Origin of the sequence: Thermosipho melanesiensis BI429, assembly GCF_000016905.1 — a bacterium.
GTDB classification, from domain to species: Bacteria; Thermotogota; Thermotogae; order Thermotogales; family Fervidobacteriaceae; genus Thermosipho; species Thermosipho melanesiensis.
The window spans coordinates 802465-819517 of sequence record NC_009616.1 but is presented as its reverse complement, the minus strand read 5'-3'; the positions used below and the strand labels follow the sequence as shown (position 1 = coordinate 819517).

Annotated in this window: 20 protein-coding genes; 11 read left to right on the top strand and 9 right to left on the bottom strand. The window is 30.7% G+C overall.

The annotated features are described in order from the left end of the window. Genes TMEL_RS04075 through mutL form a run of 9 tightly spaced genes read left to right on the top strand, consistent with a single transcriptional unit; the run spans position 1 to position 8840 of the window. Entirely contained in the window at positions 1 to 591 is a 591-nt protein-coding gene (locus TMEL_RS04075; protein WP_041426187.1) for an RNA polymerase sigma factor, read from the top strand. Next, positions 588 to 884 carry a hypothetical protein gene (locus TMEL_RS04070; protein WP_012056999.1) on the top strand — a complete coding sequence of 99 codons (297 nt, stop codon included), beginning with the start codon at positions 588 to 590 and terminating at the stop codon, positions 882 to 884. Before TMEL_RS04075 ends, TMEL_RS04070 begins: the two co-directional genes overlap by 4 nt. A 12-nt stretch (positions 885 to 896) precedes the next feature. Continuing rightward, on the top strand, positions 897 to 1616 hold the full coding sequence (locus TMEL_RS04065; RefSeq protein WP_012056998.1) for a hypothetical protein: 720 nt from the start codon (positions 897 to 899) through the stop codon (positions 1614 to 1616). Continuing rightward, on the top strand, positions 1594 to 3141 hold the full coding sequence (locus TMEL_RS04060; RefSeq protein ID WP_012056997.1) for a radical SAM protein: 1548 nt from the start codon (positions 1594 to 1596) through the stop codon (positions 3139 to 3141). Before TMEL_RS04065 ends, TMEL_RS04060 begins: the two co-directional genes overlap by 23 nt. Then, positions 3134 to 4105: a sensor domain-containing diguanylate cyclase gene (locus TMEL_RS04055; protein ID WP_012056996.1), complete on the top strand. Its 972-nt coding sequence runs from the start codon at positions 3134 to 3136 to the stop codon at positions 4103 to 4105. Before TMEL_RS04060 ends, TMEL_RS04055 begins: the two co-directional genes overlap by 8 nt. Positions 4106 to 4108: 3 nt before the next feature. Next, positions 4109 to 5335: an HD domain-containing protein gene (locus TMEL_RS04050; protein WP_012056995.1), complete on the top strand. Its 1227-nt coding sequence runs from the start codon at positions 4109 to 4111 to the stop codon at positions 5333 to 5335. Positions 5336 to 5347: 12 nt separating this feature from the next. Beyond that, positions 5348 to 5815, top strand: a complete 468-nt coding sequence (locus TMEL_RS04045; protein ID WP_012056994.1) for a metallophosphoesterase family protein — start codon at positions 5348 to 5350, stop codon at positions 5813 to 5815. Position 5816: 1 nt separating this feature from the next. Beyond that, positions 5817 to 7184, top strand: coding sequence for an alpha-amylase family glycosyl hydrolase (locus TMEL_RS04040; protein ID WP_012056993.1), 1368 nt, complete (start codon positions 5817 to 5819; stop codon positions 7182 to 7184). Next, a complete protein-coding gene (gene mutL, locus TMEL_RS04035) occupies positions 7185 to 8840 on the top strand; it encodes a DNA mismatch repair endonuclease MutL (RefSeq protein ID WP_012056992.1) in 1656 nt (551 codons plus the stop codon). On the opposite strand, the gene TMEL_RS04030 is transcribed toward mutL, so the two are convergent. The 8 genes from TMEL_RS04030 to TMEL_RS04005 form a co-directional block, all read right to left on the bottom strand. Next, positions 8837 to 9616, bottom strand: a complete 780-nt coding sequence (locus tag TMEL_RS04030; protein WP_012056991.1) for a metallophosphoesterase family protein — start codon at positions 9614 to 9616, stop codon at positions 8837 to 8839. The genes mutL and TMEL_RS04030 overlap by 4 nt on opposite strands. Next, positions 9613 to 9792 carry a hypothetical protein gene (locus tag TMEL_RS10755; RefSeq protein WP_269194885.1) on the bottom strand — a complete coding sequence of 60 codons (180 nt, stop codon included), beginning with the start codon at positions 9790 to 9792 and terminating at the stop codon, positions 9613 to 9615. The genes TMEL_RS04030 and TMEL_RS10755 overlap by 4 nt, the downstream gene beginning before the upstream one ends. After that, positions 9789 to 10196: an arsenic resistance protein gene (locus TMEL_RS10750; protein WP_307777297.1), complete on the bottom strand. Its 408-nt coding sequence runs from the start codon at positions 10194 to 10196 to the stop codon at positions 9789 to 9791. Before TMEL_RS10750 ends, TMEL_RS10755 begins: the two co-directional genes overlap by 4 nt. Before the next feature lie 131 nt (positions 10197 to 10327). Beyond that, the gene (locus tag TMEL_RS10745) at positions 10328 to 10642 is read right to left on the bottom strand and encodes an arsenic resistance protein (RefSeq protein ID WP_269194884.1); all 315 of its coding nucleotides are present in this window, start codon (positions 10640 to 10642) and stop codon (positions 10328 to 10330) included. A gap of 68 nt (positions 10643 to 10710) precedes the next feature. After that, on the bottom strand, positions 10711 to 10917 hold the full coding sequence (locus TMEL_RS04020; protein WP_012056990.1) for an ArsR/SmtB family transcription factor: 207 nt from the start codon (positions 10915 to 10917) through the stop codon (positions 10711 to 10713). A 156-nt stretch (positions 10918 to 11073) separates the two neighbouring features. Next, positions 11074 to 12498: an alpha-glucosidase AglA gene (gene aglA, locus TMEL_RS04015; RefSeq protein WP_012056989.1), complete on the bottom strand. Its 1425-nt coding sequence runs from the start codon at positions 12496 to 12498 to the stop codon at positions 11074 to 11076. Positions 12499 to 12502: 4 nt separating this feature from the next. Then, positions 12503 to 13387, bottom strand: coding sequence for a glycoside hydrolase family 130 protein (locus TMEL_RS04010; RefSeq protein ID WP_012056988.1), 885 nt, complete (start codon positions 13385 to 13387; stop codon positions 12503 to 12505). A 13-nt stretch (positions 13388 to 13400) separates the two neighbouring features. Continuing rightward, entirely contained in the window at positions 13401 to 14363 is a 963-nt protein-coding gene (locus tag TMEL_RS04005; RefSeq protein WP_012056987.1) for a LacI family DNA-binding transcriptional regulator, read from the bottom strand. A 163-nt stretch (positions 14364 to 14526) separates the two neighbouring features. Here TMEL_RS04005 and pcp point away from each other — a divergent pair, with 163 nt between their 5' ends. Together pcp and TMEL_RS03995 are read left to right on the top strand one after the other, a co-directional pair. Then, complete coding sequence (gene pcp, locus TMEL_RS04000; RefSeq protein ID WP_012056986.1) at positions 14527 to 15135, top strand: pyroglutamyl-peptidase I; 609 nt, start codon at positions 14527 to 14529, stop codon at positions 15133 to 15135. A 12-nt stretch (positions 15136 to 15147) separates the two neighbouring features. Next, a complete protein-coding gene (locus tag TMEL_RS03995; protein ID WP_012056985.1) occupies positions 15148 to 16179 on the top strand; it encodes an L-Ala-D/L-Glu epimerase in 1032 nt (343 codons plus the stop codon). A gap of 30 nt (positions 16180 to 16209) precedes the next feature. Here the strand turns inward: TMEL_RS03995 and TMEL_RS03990 are convergent, their stop codons facing one another. After that, a complete protein-coding gene (locus TMEL_RS03990; protein WP_012056984.1) occupies positions 16210 to 17046 on the bottom strand; it encodes a PhzF family phenazine biosynthesis protein in 837 nt (278 codons plus the stop codon). Positions 17047 to 17053 lie beyond the last annotated feature (7 nt).

Genomic DNA, 17053 nt, shown 5'->3' with positions numbered 1-17053 from the left:
ATGAATGAAGATGGTCAAATTAGTTGGAAAAACGAAAAAAAGTTTATAAAAGCCCTCAAAAAAGGTGATGAGTGGGCTTATAGGAGGCTATATAGAGATTTTGCACCGAAAATTGGTTCTTTTGCAAAGACTTATTTTGGAACTGACGATGTAGATGATATAGTTCAAGAGGTTATGTTTAGGGTATTTAAAGGGATTAAAAAATTTAAGGGAAATTCTTCTTTATCTACTTGGATATATAGGATAACTATGAATGTCTGTAATACATATTATGAAAAATACAAAAAGAAAAACGAAAAGGTATTTAGTGTGGAAACAGATGATACAGAAGATATAGAAGTGGATATTCCGGACAAAGAGACAGATGTACAAAAAGAAGTGGAATCAGAGATATTATATGAAAAAATAAATAAAGCACTAGAGAAGTTGCCAGAAAGAGATAGAGTTTTAATAAAACTTAGGGATATCGATGAGCTGTCCTACCAGGAAATAGCTGATATTTTAAATATTCCAGAGGGCACTGTAAAAAGTAGACTTCACAATGCAAGAAAATTATTCCAAAAGATACTTAAGGAGGAAGGTATAGTATGACTGATGAAAAGTACGAAAAAATTTTGAATGCTTTAAAACATACAACCTGTTATAAACCAGGAGAGATATTAGAAGAAAAGGTAATTAAGATTATTCAAAAAAGAAAAAAGATATCAAATCTTGGAAAAGTTTTGATCTTAGTGTTAAGTATTGGTGTTGTTTCTTCACTTTTCCTATTGAATTTTGACAAACCAAAAACTGAGCTTTTTGCAGATAATCAAACACATATTAATAGTACTATAGAAGATTTTGAATCCATATACAATATAACTTTAGTAAGTGATGGATTTTGAGAAGGTGAAACAGTGAAAAAATTTTTATATGCTACTTTATTAATCACTCCGATTTTTTTATTTTCTCAGTCTTATCATGCATTTAGGTTAATTTTTGAATATTACAAAGACCAATTACAGATTGTAAGATATGAAGAAGTATTTTGTGAAGATGGAAATAAGATAGTCTTTGTAAAAGTTCCAAAAAAGGTAACGTGGGTAAAGTTTGAGGGAAAGTATTATATAGGAACTAATAGAACTTTAAAACTTTCACCTCCTATAAACGATCTAGAAGATATATTTTACAAGTATCTGTATACACACAAAATATCAGAAGATTTTGATGGAGAAATAACGATTTCTGAAAAGTTGTTTACGATAAAAGCGGAAAAAAAAGATGGTATGATAAAAAAAATAATTAGAAAGTTTAACGATATTTTAACTGAAATGCATTTTGTGTATTTACCATCAAACTTGACATTTGAAAAGGTTTTATCAACCTTTCAGTTGATTAATAAAAGCGATATTCCATTAAAGATATACAATATATTGGACAACTTTTTGTGGTTTTCACCAAAGGTTTTAGAAGATGACTTGGAGATTTATGCAGTTGATAAAAATGGTGAAGAGGTCATATTACTTCTTTCAAAGAAAAAAGGAACTTACAAAATAAATGATTTTTACTTGACTATAAAAAAAGCAAGTAAAAGTACGCGAGAGGAAATAGAAAATGAAATCGGCAATCTTAATTGACGGTTATGTTGATGAACCTGCGGTTTTAGGTGTTCCACCATATATTAGTACGTATGCCCGCTATATAGCGGGTACTTTGTTATTAAAAGGATTTGATGTTTCGTATATTACGATAGACCAAATAAGACAAAAAAATAAATGGAAAGATTTTAATGATTACAACGTTTTGGTGATATTATCTTCTGTTACTGTACCTGGAAAGTATATAGGTGGAACACCTATTACGGTAGATGAGATAAAAAAAATATTCACATTAAATAAAAAACCTTTTAGAATTTTAACAGGTGCAATTGTTGAGTTTGCAGAAAATGTTGAAGCAGATGATATGACTGTTGATTTTTTGGAGTATGCATTTGAAAAAGTAGATTACCAAATAATTAGAGTTGTTTCTATAAAAGGAGCATCAATTGTAAAACAACATCCTAGATATCCAGATGTTATTTGTGAAGTTGAAGTGTCAACAGGTTGTGAAAGAAAAACATATTGTACGTTTTGTAGTGAACCCATTTTACATCCCTTCTTTTCAAGTAGACCTGTTAAGGATATAGTAGATGAAGTGGAAACCCTATATAAGGAAGGAATAAAGGCGTTTAGATTAGGAAGAAGTGCGAATATACTTGCATATGGATTTGATAAAAATTCATCTAATGTTAATGTTATATTAATAAATGAGTTGTACAATGGAATTAGGAGTGTAGCTCCAGACCTTGAGGTATTACATACGGATAATGCAAATCCCGGGTTTATTGCAAAATATTATCCAGAAAGCGCTAAAGCTATTGAAATGATAGTAAGGTATAATACACCGGGAGATATTCTGTCATTTGGAGTAGAGAGTTTTGATGAGGTTGTAAGAAAGAAAAACAATATCCAAGGTAGTGTTAAAGATATAGATTTTGCTGTTAAGCTTGTAAATGAAATAGGCGGAAAAAGAATAGATGGAGTACCAAAATTGTTGCCTGGACTAAACTTTGTATTTGGACTATATGGAGAAACAAAAAGGTCATATGAGATATTGTATAAAAAGTTGAGAGAATACCTTGAAAAGGATATGCTTGTTAGAAGAATTAATCTTAGGCAGATATATGTAGTTCCCAATACACCTCTTTGGTTTTTAAGTCAAAGAAAAAAGATTAAGGTCAATAAAAAATTATTTAATCATTATAAGTATTTAATAAGGAACAATATAGATAATAAGATGTTGAGAAAGGTATTTCCAAAAGGTACCGTTATTAGGGGAGTTATACCAGAATATAGAGAAGGAAATATAACTTTTGCAAGACCGTTGGGTACGTATCCCATATTAGTTGGAGTAATTGGAGAAATAACAAAGAAATCTGATGTTTACGTGGTTGATTATGGTTTACGTTCTTTAACTGCTGTTGAGGTAAAGAAAAGAGTAGGGGAGTATTCGATCTCGGATTTGATAAAGATTCCGGGCATTGGTAAATCAAAAGCAAAGGAGTTAAAGGAAAAGTTTTCCGAAAAATTGTTGGTTGAAATGTTGGAGGGGGATGTTGTTTAATTATTTTTTAAAGTATTCCGATCTTTTAACAGCTAAAATTATTTTGGAAACTAGTGTAGAAGTTTTAAAAAATGGAAAGGTAAATGAGTTTTTTCATAAACTTATGACTAAGACTCAGCCATTTTTAAAATTTGACGCATGGTCTGTTCTAGAGGTGGAAGAAGATAGACCAAAATATGTTGTTTTATCTAATTTTTACAATAAATACGATATTAAAAGTATCGAAAAAAAATTGTCTAACCAACCGTTTGCTCTTTACAACGTTGTTATGAAAACAAAAAAATGGAAATATGTAAAAGATGTTTCAAAGACAAGTGCGTGGTTTCCAAACTTAAAAATTACTTCTTGGATAGGAGTTCCACTATTTTTTGATTCAAAGATATATGGAGTTTTAAATTTGGATTACTTTAGAACAAAAAAACTTACATTTAAAGAAAAACTATTTTTGGATAAATTTCAAGAGAATTTTTCAAGATTTTCTTCGGATTTTAAGCAGCTTAGGGAATTATTTTATCAAAAGTATATTGACCAATTAACAGGATTAAAAAATAGACATTTTATAGAGGAATTCTTTGAGGAAAATAAAAATAGGGTAGGAGTCATATTTTGTGATTTAGATAAGTTTAAAGAGGTAAATGATAATTATGGTCATAAGTTCGGTGATAAAGTAATAAAAATAGTGGCAAAACGTATGAAGAATGTTTTAAAAAACGAAGATGAGATAGCACGGTATGGTGGGGATGAATTTATAATTATTACGAAAAATGTGGATAAAGTTGATACAATATTAAATAGAGTTAAAGAAATTATAAAAAAATATGATATAATAATTGAAGGAAAGAGGATAAACATAGGTATTTCTTGTGGATATGCTATTTTTCCAGATGAAGGAGATAGTTTATGGGAAATACTCCATATAGCCGACCTTAGAATGTACAGGGACAAAGGGGTAAAAAGGGAGTAAAGAATGAGAATACTTTTTAACACAATAAATTTAATTCCAAATTTTGGAGTTCATTCTCTTCAAGTTGCCTTTCTCTCTTCGGAAATTGCTAGGGAATTGTTGCTTGATTACAAAAAAGCTTTTATTGCTGGATATTTGCATGATATAGGAGTTTTGGTTCCTCATGAGGGATTTGTGTTAGATGACATTAATTCCTCGTATTTAGTTATGCATGATGTATCAAGTTTGGATGAACTTACAAGGATGCATACTATTATTGGAAGCTTTATTATTAGCCAAATAGAATTTTTAAAAGAATATTCTGATATTATTTTGAAACACCATGCTGTTCCAAAATTTTTAGATGAAAGGGTAGAAAGCGATATTTATGCTAATATTATATCAATTTCGGAAGAAATATCTAAGTATCATTTTATAAACGAAAATGTTGATTTTGAAGATCTATTTTTTCCCATTTTGTCTATAAAAAACCGTTTTTTTGAAAAAGTATTCGATGCAGCAATAAATTGCATAAAAAAAGAATTTGTAATTTGGATGTTGGATGATATAAAAAATAGAGTATTAAAAGAAGAGTTAATAGAAGAATTTATGATAGAAACCGCTGAAAGAAATTTTGTTGATATAGGAATTTTGATCTCTTTTATTGTTGATACTAAAAGCAAGTTTACAAAAGATCATTCTTGGAGAGTGGCAACTGTTGCTCGTGAAATGGCTAAGATTGCTTCTTTGGATGATGAAAATTTATTTTTAGCGGGATTGTTTCATGACATTGGGAAAATTACTACACCGGTAAGTATTTTAGAAAAAAAAGGGAAATTGAATGATAACGAAATGAAAATAATGAAAAAACATGTGTATTATTCTATGATAATTTTGAGAAATTATTCGGATAAAAATTGGTTTAAACCTGCTGTAAGGCATCAGGAAAGAATAGATGGTTCAGGATATCCGTTGAAGTTAAAAGAAGATGATTTTAGCTTTGAAGATAAGATTTTGCAGGTTGCAGATTATTTTTCTGCACTTTTGGAAGATAGGCCTTACAGAGAAGGGTTTTCAAAAGAAAAAGCTTTTGAAATAACTTATGAAACAGCTAAAAAGGGTGTACTAAGTAAAGAAGCGGTTGATGTGTTAAGTGAGGTAATAAAAAAAGATATTGATTTTAAGAATATATCTTATGTTTCAGATGTTCAGAAAAATATAGATCAATTTGTAAGGGGAATAACTATATAGGGAGTGGATTGTGTGAAGTTTTTAGTAATTTCTGATTTGCATATTCCCACTCGAAATAGGGAAATTCATCCGAAGATAATTGAACTTGCAAAAGTATGTGATGGCGTTTTTGCTTTGGGAGATTTTGTTGATTTAGAAACTGTTCTTTTTCTTCAATCGTTAAATAGAAGTTTTTTCGCTGTTTCGGGGAATATGGATGAATATGATGTAAAGGGGTATTTACCACCACAACGTGTGGTAAAGATTGGGAAATTTGTAATTGGACTTACCCATGGTAGTGGTTCACATGTGGGAATTCCTGAAAGGATTGTAAATTGGTTTAGTGAAGATGTTAATGTTGTATTATTTGGACATAGTCATGTTCCTGAGGATAGGTTTTTCCATGGAAAGCGTTTCATAAATCCAGGGACAGCCATGGAAACTTACGGTATAATTGATATTGGTGATACATTAAAATTTGAAGTTTTTAAGGAGGAGTAAGATGATAGGTTATGAAATTTATATCCGCTCTTTTTACGATTCAAATGAGGATGGAATAGGTGATTTTAAAGGGATTACAAATTCTGTTTCTTATTTGAAAGATTTGGGAGTTGACCTTATTTGGATTATGCCGCATTTTAAAGCGCCAAGTTACCATGGATATGACATTATCGATTTTTACGATACAAATTTATCTTATGGAACACAAAAAGAGTTTAAAGAGATGGTTAATGTTTTACATGAAAATGGGATAAGGATTGCTATTGATTTACCTTTAAATCACGTATCTTCTAGACATCCTTGGTTTAAAGCTGCTTTAGAAGGTGATAGAAAGTACAAAGATTATTTTTTATGGGCAGATAAAGATGTGGATTTAAACGAGAAAAGACCTTGGGACGAAGAAGTTATATGGCATCCATACAAGGGAGAATGGTATTATGGTGTCTTTGGAGGTTCTTCGCCTGATTTAAATTATGAAAATGAGGAAGTTATAGAGGAAGCACTAAAAATAATAGAGTTCTGGCTTAACTTGGGAGTCGATGGATTTAGATTTGATGCTGCAAAACATATTTATGATTATGATTTAGATAAAAAAAGATTTTCTTACAACCATGAAAAGAATATACAATTTTGGAAAAAGGTAATGGAAAAGGCAAGGAATATAAAAGAAGATGTATTTGCCGTGACTGAGGTGTGGGATGATCCAGAGATAGTTATGGAATATGCGAAGGTTATAGGTTGTTCTTTTAATTTTTACTTTACTGAGGCTTTAAGGGAATCTATAACTAACGGATACACACACAAGATATGGGATTGTTTTTCTAGAACACTTACGGATAATAGAAATTTATATATTCCTTCCAATTTTTCGGGAAATCACGATATGACAAGATTAGCTTCTGCAATAACATCACAAGAACAAAGAAAAGTATTTTTTGCGATGCTTCTTACAACTCCTGGCATTCCATTTATATACTACGGTGATGAAATTGGAATGAAAGGTATATACGATCCATATTTTACCGAAAGTGTTATAGAACCTATGCCATGGTATGCTTCACTTTCAGGTGATGGTCAGACACTTTGGAAATCTGTGGGTTTTAACCGTGCATTTACGGGAGTATCTGTTGAGGAACAATTAAAAAGAGAAGATAGTTTATTAAATACAGTAAAGGGTTGGATAAGATTTAGAAAAGAAAATAGTTGGTTAACAAACTCATGGATTGAAGATTTAAAAACAAGCGAATTTGTTGTAGCATACACAGTAACCAATGGAAACAAGGCGTTCAGGGTTTATCATAATGTAGCTGGCCATAAGGAGGAATTTGAAGGAATAAAGTTAAAACCATTTGAGTCTAAGGTGTTTTAAATGGGAAAAATAAAGAAACTGGATAAAAATGTAGTTTCACGTATTGCTGCTGGAGAGGCCGTTGCAGGGCCATTTTCGGTTGTAAAGGAATTGGTTGAAAATGCATTGGATGCAAGCGCAACAAAGATAGAAATTGAAATTTTGAATGGAGGAAAAAGTTATATAAAAGTGAAAGATAATGGAGAAGGTATGTCAAGAGACGACCTTCTCCTTTCTATTGAAGAGCATACAACTAGTAAGATAGAAGATTTTGAAGATATATATAACTTGTACTCTTTTGGATTTAGAGGAGAAGCACTTTCTTCTATTTCGAAAGTGAGTAAATTAGTGATTACTTCCAATGATGGTAAAGAATCAAATAGATTAGAAGTAATAGGTGGAAAGATAAAGGATATAAAAGAATATCCAACTAGTGAAAAAGGAACAATTGTTGAGGTATATGACCTGTTTTTCAACGTTCCTGCACGTAGAAAATTTTTAAAGTCAGATAATGTGGAAAAAAGATATGTGGTGGAATATGTTGAGAAATTTCTACTTGGAAATCCCGATGTGGAAATTGTTTTAAAGTCTGATGGTGAAGTTGTATACAATGCAGTTAAAGGTAATCTAGAAGATAGGTTTAGGTTAATATTTCCAGAAGTCAGAGAATTTACAGAAGTTTCAGGAAAGTATGTAAAGGGGATTATATCTTCACCAAGTTATTATAGAAATAATCGTACTGGGCAGATATTTTTTGTCCAAAAAAGGTTTGTTATAGATAAAATGCTTTACTATATTTTTGAAACGGGATATGGAGAAGCACTCTTAAAACATCCATATGGTGTTTTATTTATAGAGGTTCCACCTAGGTTTGTAGATGTTAACGTGCATCCACAGAAATTGGAAGTAAAATTTTCTAATCCCAATGTAATTTATTCTGATATTACAAGAACAGTTAGAGAAGGAATAAAAAAATTTGTTTCAAAAAAGATATTTGTTAAAAAGGAGCAAAATACAGTTAATGAGAATAAATTAAATTATGCTTATGGACCCAAAAGTAAGCCCTTTCAAACTAATATAGAAAAGAATATGTTGTTTAATGTGGAAAAAAAGCAATTAGAAGTAAAAAGAGATATTGTTGTGTTAAAAAAAAGGTATGTGTTATTTGAATCTAATGATGGAATATATATTATGGATTTTCATGCCGCTCATGAAAGGATATTGTACGATAATATTATTAAACAATTAGATGAAAAGGTTGAAAGATTAGATTTAATGATACCCATTGAAATAAAGATTGGGAAAAGTTTTTTGCAGATAGCAGAAGGAAGAAAGGAAGATTTTAAACGATTTGGGTTTAATATTAAGATAGATAAAGAAAAGATAATTGTTCTATCAATACCGTCTTTTATTAAACCTTCTGATGTTGTGGAAGTTTTAATGGAAATATTGGATGAATACAGAATTCTGGGAGAAAATCCAAAAAGTATGAAACATATAATAGCAGATAAAGCTTGTAAAAAAGCGGTGAAGACGGGTTATGATATCTTAGAAAGTGAAGCGAAACAATTAGTTGAAGAGGTATTAAAAAGAGGACTTACAACCTGTCCCCATGGAAGACCTTTGTTTTTAAAAATTACATATAAAGAGTTGGATAGTTTTTTTGAAAGAACTTAAACCTTAAATGAACCTATATCATTAGTTTTATTTTTTGCTTTTCCCATGTCAAGAGTTTTACCAAGTGCAAGCACTGTGGCAAGTTCAACTGGAAGACCAACTTTTATTATTTTCTCAATTGTTTTCTTTATATTGTACTCAACAAATTTGAATCTATAACTAAAAACATCTTTATCTACTTCTAATATTAAATACGTAGCTCCAGGCTTTCCATCTTTCGTTCTTCCCACACTTCCGGGATTTAGAATAGTTTTTCCAAGTAAATGTTTTGCCATCATTAAATGAGTATGCCCATTTATTACTATATCTTCATCAATTGATTTTGCAATTATTTTTAACCTTTCGGAGTTTGTTTCTGGTTTTACATATTCAAGTAAGTAATTTAATGGACTTCCATGTACAAGTAAAATCTTTACATCTTCTATTTCAATTACCAATTTTTTTAGTAGTAATTTTAGGAAATTTTTGTTTTCTTTTGTTGTATTTTTAATTGTCCATGAAAGTGATTCATCACCTACTTCAGTTTCCCTACCTGGATTATATGAGCAACCACAGCTTTCTTTTTCATAACCTACTGCATCGTCGTAATTTCCCATAACTGTAATAATATTTTTTTTTCTAATGAGTTCAATTATCTCATTTGGATTTGGGCCGTACCCAACTAGATCGCCTAGACAATATGTTTGATCGACATTTTCTTTTTCTATATCTTTTAGCACGCTTTCCAATGCTTCAAGATTTGAATGGATATCTGAAATAAACGCTATTTTTTTCATATACTTACACCTTCCTTCACAAGTTTTTTTCTAGTTGCATTTGCAATTTTCACTAAGGTAAGCATAATGGGAACCTCTACCAGTACACCAACAACAGTTGCTAGTGCTGCTTTTGAATTTAAACCAAATAATGAAATTGCAACAGCAAGTTCGAAAAAATTACTTGCACCTATCATAGCAGCTGGAGCTGCAATTGAATGAGGAACTTTCCAAAAATATGCCCAAAAATAACCAATAAAGAAAATAAAAAAGTTTGAATTATCAGAGGAACTGAAATAAGTAAGATATGGACGAAATTTTTTTCAATTGTTTTACCTTGGAATGAGAAAAGTAGTACTAGTGTAAGAAGTAGACCAATAATAGAAATTGTTGAAAAATTGGGTATAAATTTTCTTTCAAAATAATTTTTACCTTTTTTCTTGATAACTTGTTGCCTTGTGATAATTGCAGCTATTAATGGAATAAGAACAAAAATAAATATGGAGAACAAAAGTGTATTAAAAGGTACGGAAATATTTTCCACTTTCAAAAGAAAAGAAACTATAGGAGCAAAAGCGAATAATATAGTAAGATCGTTTATTGCAACCTGAACCAGAGTATATAATGGATCTCCATTTGTTAAATAACTTCAAACAAATACCACAACTATACATAAAGCAGCTCCAAGCAAAACTGCTCCAGCAACGTATTTAGATGCTATTTCAGAACCGATTATATTTCCAAAAAGAAATAAGCTATGAAATACATTGTAAAAGGTTTAATTAACCAATTTACAACTAAAGTGATTATTAATCCCTTAGGATTTCTTCCTACGTTCTTAATACTTGAGGAATCTATTTTTAACATCATGGGATAAATCATTAGCCAAATAAAAACTGCTATTGGAATTGATACATTTGCATATTCCCATTTGCTTAAAGTCTTTGGAACTTGTGGTAGGATTTTGCCAAGTAAAACTCCACCTAGTATACAAAGTGCAACCCAAACACTTAGATACTTTTCAAAAAATTTCATTTTCTTTTTCACCCTTTTACCCTCTTTCACATCGGCCTGGATTTTTTTAATACCTTTCCAAATTATAAAGAATAATAAGTTCAATAGGAATTTTTTCTTTTATTAACTAATTTCAAAAATTCAGCTTGTTTAAGATGTTTTGAAAGATGTTTTGAAATATTGGATTGCTTTATGTTAAGGATATTTTCAATATCACAATTACAAAGTTCTGAATTTGAGAGTAAAAATAATATTCTTGCCCGTGTTTCATTTGAAAAAAGTTTTATAATTTCAATTACTTCAATCATTTTTTCACCTTAATAAGAATATATGACCATATAGTAATATAATTATAATATGATACAAAATATAAATCAATGAAGAATAAAATAAAGAAATTCCACCTCTTACAAGGTGGAGATAATTGATTGTGATAAAAGCTAGTTAATTGTTTTACAAACTCGTCATAAAATGTAATGCTTCCTCATTTTTTCATTTTCTGGTAAATTCATTATCTCATTTAATACTCCTTCCACCTGCTCTTCAGATTTTGTTCTTGGATCCCTAAAGAGAATTTCTTTTAAAAGCTTGATATCTCCAGATAAGAAAGCTTCTGATGCCAGTTCCATCCTCATAATTCTTGGCCTTAAGTAGTATTTAATTACTCTTTCTGATAGTTTTGGTGTAATTTCTTCAGAATGTATTCCAGAAGAATCAACCCATGCGGGAATTTCAACTGCAACATCATTATCTATTCCTTCTATGACTCCATTATTTAATATGTTTACAACAAATCTTTGTCTTTTATTGTTAACTATTGAATCTATAAATGGAACGTGTTGTTCTCCACTTAGTTTTTCGGTGTCAATAATTCTTTCAATTTCTTCCTTGAAGATTTCAATATTCAAATAATCTTTGTAAAGGTTGTAATCCAACAATTTAATATTGGAATTTTGAGAAACAAAATATGCAAGTTTGTTTATTGTTTCGGTAATGGCCTTTAGATTATCTTGATACCATTTCCAACCTATTTCAGAGTCTGCACCACCAAATTTTCCATACCATTTTTTCTTTGTTTCTAGGTTATAGTGGTATTTCCAAGAAGAATTTCTCACTGTATCTCCAATTGGCATTTGTCCGTAAAATTTATACATATCTATCGCAACTTTTGAGAGTTGGTCATCGAATGGATGTCTTGGTTCGTAAACATTATTTTTTATCCATTCATCTAATATTTCATAAGCGTTTTTACCATTATACAAAAATCTGTTTAACCATATTCCATGATTAACACCTGCAACTTGCCAATCTACTTTATTCATTTCCAATCCTATTGTTTCTGCTAAATAATGTATGCCATAGTGTCCGTGGCAAAACCCCACCATGTTTATAGACACATTTCTTAAAATCAATGTTGTTCCTTCAAATACAGGATTTGCCGCTTGAAGCAACCATGCCCCTTTTTCTCCCTTTTCTTCAACCAATCTTGCGACTTTTAAAAATAAATCCAGTTGATTGAAATTTGATATTGTGTAATAATCTGACACCATGTTGAACTCTTGCGTATCAATTCCTCTATAGTATCCCCATTTTTCCCCTATTTTTCTAACTTTTTCTAAATAATCATGTCCTCCTGCCATTGCTGTATTAATTACAAACATTGCTCCATCAATTGCTTCCTCAAGGTTTGTAGTGGTTTTAAATTTTAATTTTGAGCCCATTTCTTCATTTAATTTATTTGCAAGTATAAATGTTGAATTTAATCTTGTTTCATCAATATCCATTAGATAGATTTCAACATCTTTAAATTCAGTGATTTTAGTAAAATCACTAATAATTCTCAATGAAAAAACGGCGCTTCCAGCACCAACTATTGCTACTTTAAACATACATTTATCCCCTTATCCATTTGTAAACTTTTTCTACCTCAATTGTTGCAAGGGCTATATAGTTATCTGCTGCTCCATAGTAAACATAATATTTATCTTTATACCTAACCATTGCATCAGAAAATACAACATTTGGAACTCCACCAAATATCTCCCAATCCTCTTTTGGTTCTAAGATTGGTTCTTCAGAACGTTTTATGACTTTTGTGGGATCATTAAGATCAAGTACAATAAATCCAAGTCTGTAAATGTTTCTCGGAGCTTTTTCTACTCCATGGTATAAAAGAAGCCAACCATATTCCGTTTTTATTGGAGGTGCTCCTGCTCCTATTTTTAAATTATCCCAATGAGATTTTCTCGGTGATGCAATTTTTACATAATCTTTCCAGTGAATTAAGTCATATGAGAAAGCTAGCCATATATCTGGTTCTATTCTGTGTAAAAGGACGTATTTTCCGTTAATTTTTTCCGGAAATAGTGCAGCATCTTTATTGGGGCTTTCTGGTAGTATGGTTCCGAATCTTTCGTATGTTATAAAGTTTTTGGTACGAGCCATTGCAACTTTTATTCCCGTGGGAGAATATGCTGTGTAATTTATATAATAATATCCTTCTAAATATGTAATTCTGGGATCTTCAACTCCGTACAATTCTTCCTGAGATGCAGGAGAAAAAACAGGTTTTTCAAACCTATTCCAGTTTATTCCATCAACACTTACCGCATAACCAAGTCTTGATACCATATCTTCACCTTGGGCTCTGTATAACATATGAAATAATTCTCCATCGTGTACTACAGCGGGATTAAACACAAATTTACTTTCCCAAAGGTGATTTGGGTTTGGTGCAAGTAAAGGATTTCTTTGATGACGTTCAAGCTTGAGTTCCATAAAAACCCCCCCTTTATATAGAACTTTTTCTTTTAATAAATTTTGTAAAAAGAGATATTAAAATAGGATGAACATCGTGTCCAACTAAAAGCTCATATATTCTTTTGGCTGCAAGTGACCCCATTTCATCTTTAAATACTTTTAAAGTGGTAAGTGGAGGATCAAAATCTTTTGCACTTAAAATATCATCAAACCCTATAACGGACACATCTTCAGGTACTCTTATATTTCTTTTCCTTAATTCCCTTATAATCCTCATGGCTGTGATATCATTTGATGCGAATATCGCCTCTGGGATATCTATACTGTTAATTACCTCAGACATATTATCATTAACATCGTCGTATTCAAAAAATCTTGGAATTAAATTGGCATCCTCCATTGCATTTCTATAACCTTCAAAGCGACTTTTGAAGCCATATGAATACAACGGACCATGTATATGGTATATCTTTTTGAACCCCTTTTTGATTAAATAATTTGTAACAAAGTAAGCACCATCGTAACCATTTGTAACTATGCAATCTATTTTTTCTCCAGGAATATAATGATCAAGTAATAAAAATGGTTTTTCCAGTTCTCTGTAAAAATTAATAATTTCTTTGGTGGAATCACCACCAACTAATATATATCCGTCGCATTTTTCTGGTTTTTGTATATCCATTTTTTCAAACTTTATTCCATATGTTTTTCCCACCTCTTCCAAAGCTTCCAGTATTACCGAATAAAATTCGGGAGATGTTTTTTCCTTTTCCATCTTTATTAACCTGTTACTTTTGCAAATTCCCACATAAAATTTTTCTTTGTGCCTTGCAAGAGCAGAAGCAAGTATTTTTGGTTTGTAATTTAATTCTTTTATGGCTTTCCAAACTTTCATTTTTGTTTTTTCAGAAACGTTCCCAGAATTATTGATTACCCTTGAAACTGTGGCTATAGATACCCCTGCTTTTTTTGCTACATCCTCTATCCTTGACATATTCCCCTCCTATTCTTTGTAAGCGTTTACAATTTAAGATAACACAAAAAGTGTATTTTTTGAAAGTGAGTTTTGAGAATTTAATTGTATATAATTTTGTTTAATTGTATATCTTGTGGAATTTTTAAAAGTTTTGTATAATAAGAGAAAGGAGGAATTGTATATGAAAGTACTTGTAACTGGTTTTGAACCATTTAATGGTGAAACTATTAACCCATCTTTTGAAGCTATTAAAATGTTGCCAGATGAGGTTGAAGGGGCAAAGATTATTAAGGCAAAACTTCCAACGGTTTTTAGAAAGAGTCTATGTGAACTTGAAGAATTAATTAGTAAAGAAAATCCAGATATTGTAATTTGTGTTGGACAGGCAGCTGGAAGAAGTAAAATTTCAATAGAACGGGTAGCTATAAACATTGATGATGCAGAGATAAATGATAATGAAGGAAACAAGCCTAAAGATGAAAAAATATTTGTAGATGGTGAAAATGCATATTTTTCAAATTTACCCATTAAGTTAATGGTTAAAACCATAAAAGAACACAATATTCCTGCTGAAATCAGCAATTCAGCTGGAACATATGTTTGCAACCATGTTTTTTACGGACTTATGTACTTAATAGATAAAAAATTCAAAAATCTTAAAGGTGGATTTATACATGTTCCATTTTCTCATAATCAGGTGCTTGAAAAAAAGAACGTTCCAAGTATGTCTTTAGAGGATATTACAAATGGTTTATTTTACGCAATTAAAGGGGTGTTAAGTGAAAAATAGGGGGGGAGATTTATGGGAAAAATAAAAACGGTAAAGTTTAAATTAAATACTTTTGAATATGAAAAACCATTTCATATAACTGGAAGTGTTTCAGATAAAGTCAATAACGTTGAGGTAATTATAGAATTAGAAAATGGAATTTTGGGTTATGGGGAGGCTTCTCCATCGTTTAGGGTAAATGGAGAAAGATTTGAAACATTACTTTCATTGGAACCTATTGTAAACGAGATGATAAAAGGGAAAGAAGTGAGAAATTACAGGCAAATTTTTGATATTATCGATAGATTTTTTTCATTTCCGAGCATAAAAGCAGCGGTTCAATATGCAGTGTTAGATGCATTTTCAGAGGAAATAGGTATTCCCGTATATCAGTTGCTAGGTGGTAGCGAAGAAAAAATTGAAACCGATAAAACAATAGGTATTAGCTCACTTGATGAAAGGATATTGGATGCAAAAAAATTTTTTGAAGAGGGATTTAGAACAATAAAGATTAAGGTGGGGGAAGATTTAAAGGAAGATATAGAAGCTATAGAAGCTATATATGAAATAACGAAAGGAGCAAAATATATTGTTGATGCAAACATGGGTTATACCCCTAAACAGGCAGTGACATTTGTAAATGAAATTTACAAGAAAGGTATAGATATCCATGTTTTTGAACAACCTGTTCAAAGATATGATATTGAGGGGTTAAAGTTTGTAAGATTTAAATCTCCATTTCCTGTATCTGCAGATGAAAGTGCAAGAACAAAACATGATGTAATGAGATTGATAAAAGAAGAGGCAATAGATTATGTAAATATAAAGCTTATGAAAAGTGGAATTTCAGATGCACTTTCAATTGTTGAGATAGTAAAAGCGGCAAATTTAAGATTAATGATAGGCTGTATGGGAGAATCTAGTTTAGGTATAAACCAAAGTGTTCATTTTGCACTTGGAACAGGGGCTTTCGATTTTCACGACTTGGATAGTTCATTAATGCTAAAGGAAAAAGAATTTAGAGGAAAGTATAAAATACAAAAACCCTATTATGTTGCCATATAAAAAAGCCCGCTTTTATTAGCGGGCTTTTATTTAAATTTTCAACATGCCAAACAAAATAGTTTTAGCTTTTCCTCCTACGTTGATTATGTCTTTTTCTGTAATTTTTACATAAATTTCAGATTTTCTGTTCATACTTTCTCCTTGGATTATTTTGTATATTTTTTCCTTTTTAAGAGTTTTGTAGAAGTATAAATAATACGCAAGTGCCCCATTTGACGTTCCAGTTGCAGATTCTTCATTAATTCCATATAATGGAGAGAAATTTCTTGTATTTGCAGCAGCATTTTCTTCGTCTAATGTAAAGGCATGGAAACTTACAATGTTATTTTCTTTACAAAATTTTTCTATTTTTTCAAAATCAGGAGAAATTTCAAAAAGAGCTTTCTTGCTTTTTATTGGGATCATAAGATCCCATATCCCAGTAAAAGCTTTTTGTATAGGAAATTTTCCATCTAAATCGCCTATTTTTAATCCAAGCATTTTTGTTATTTTGTCTCTTTCTTTTACTATTTTTCCCAGCTTTGGTTTTGCTTGTTCCATGAATATAATTCCATCTTTAAAAAATGTATTTAGTTTTCCAACATTTGTATTTATTTTTATGTTTTTCCCGTTAATAAATTTGTTTTCTTTTAATACATGTAAAGTTGCAATAGTTGCGTGACCGCAAAGATCAATTTCGTTTATCGGTGTAAAATATTCAATGGAAATTTCATCTTTTATTTTAACAAAAGCAGTTTCTGAAAAGCCTATTTCTTTTGCAAGGTTTTGCTTGGTGTCTTTTGAAATATCGGTATTTAATATTACAACTGCCGCGGGATTTCCCTTAAAAGGTTTATCGGTAAAGGTATCTACTATGAAAAAATCCATATCTCTA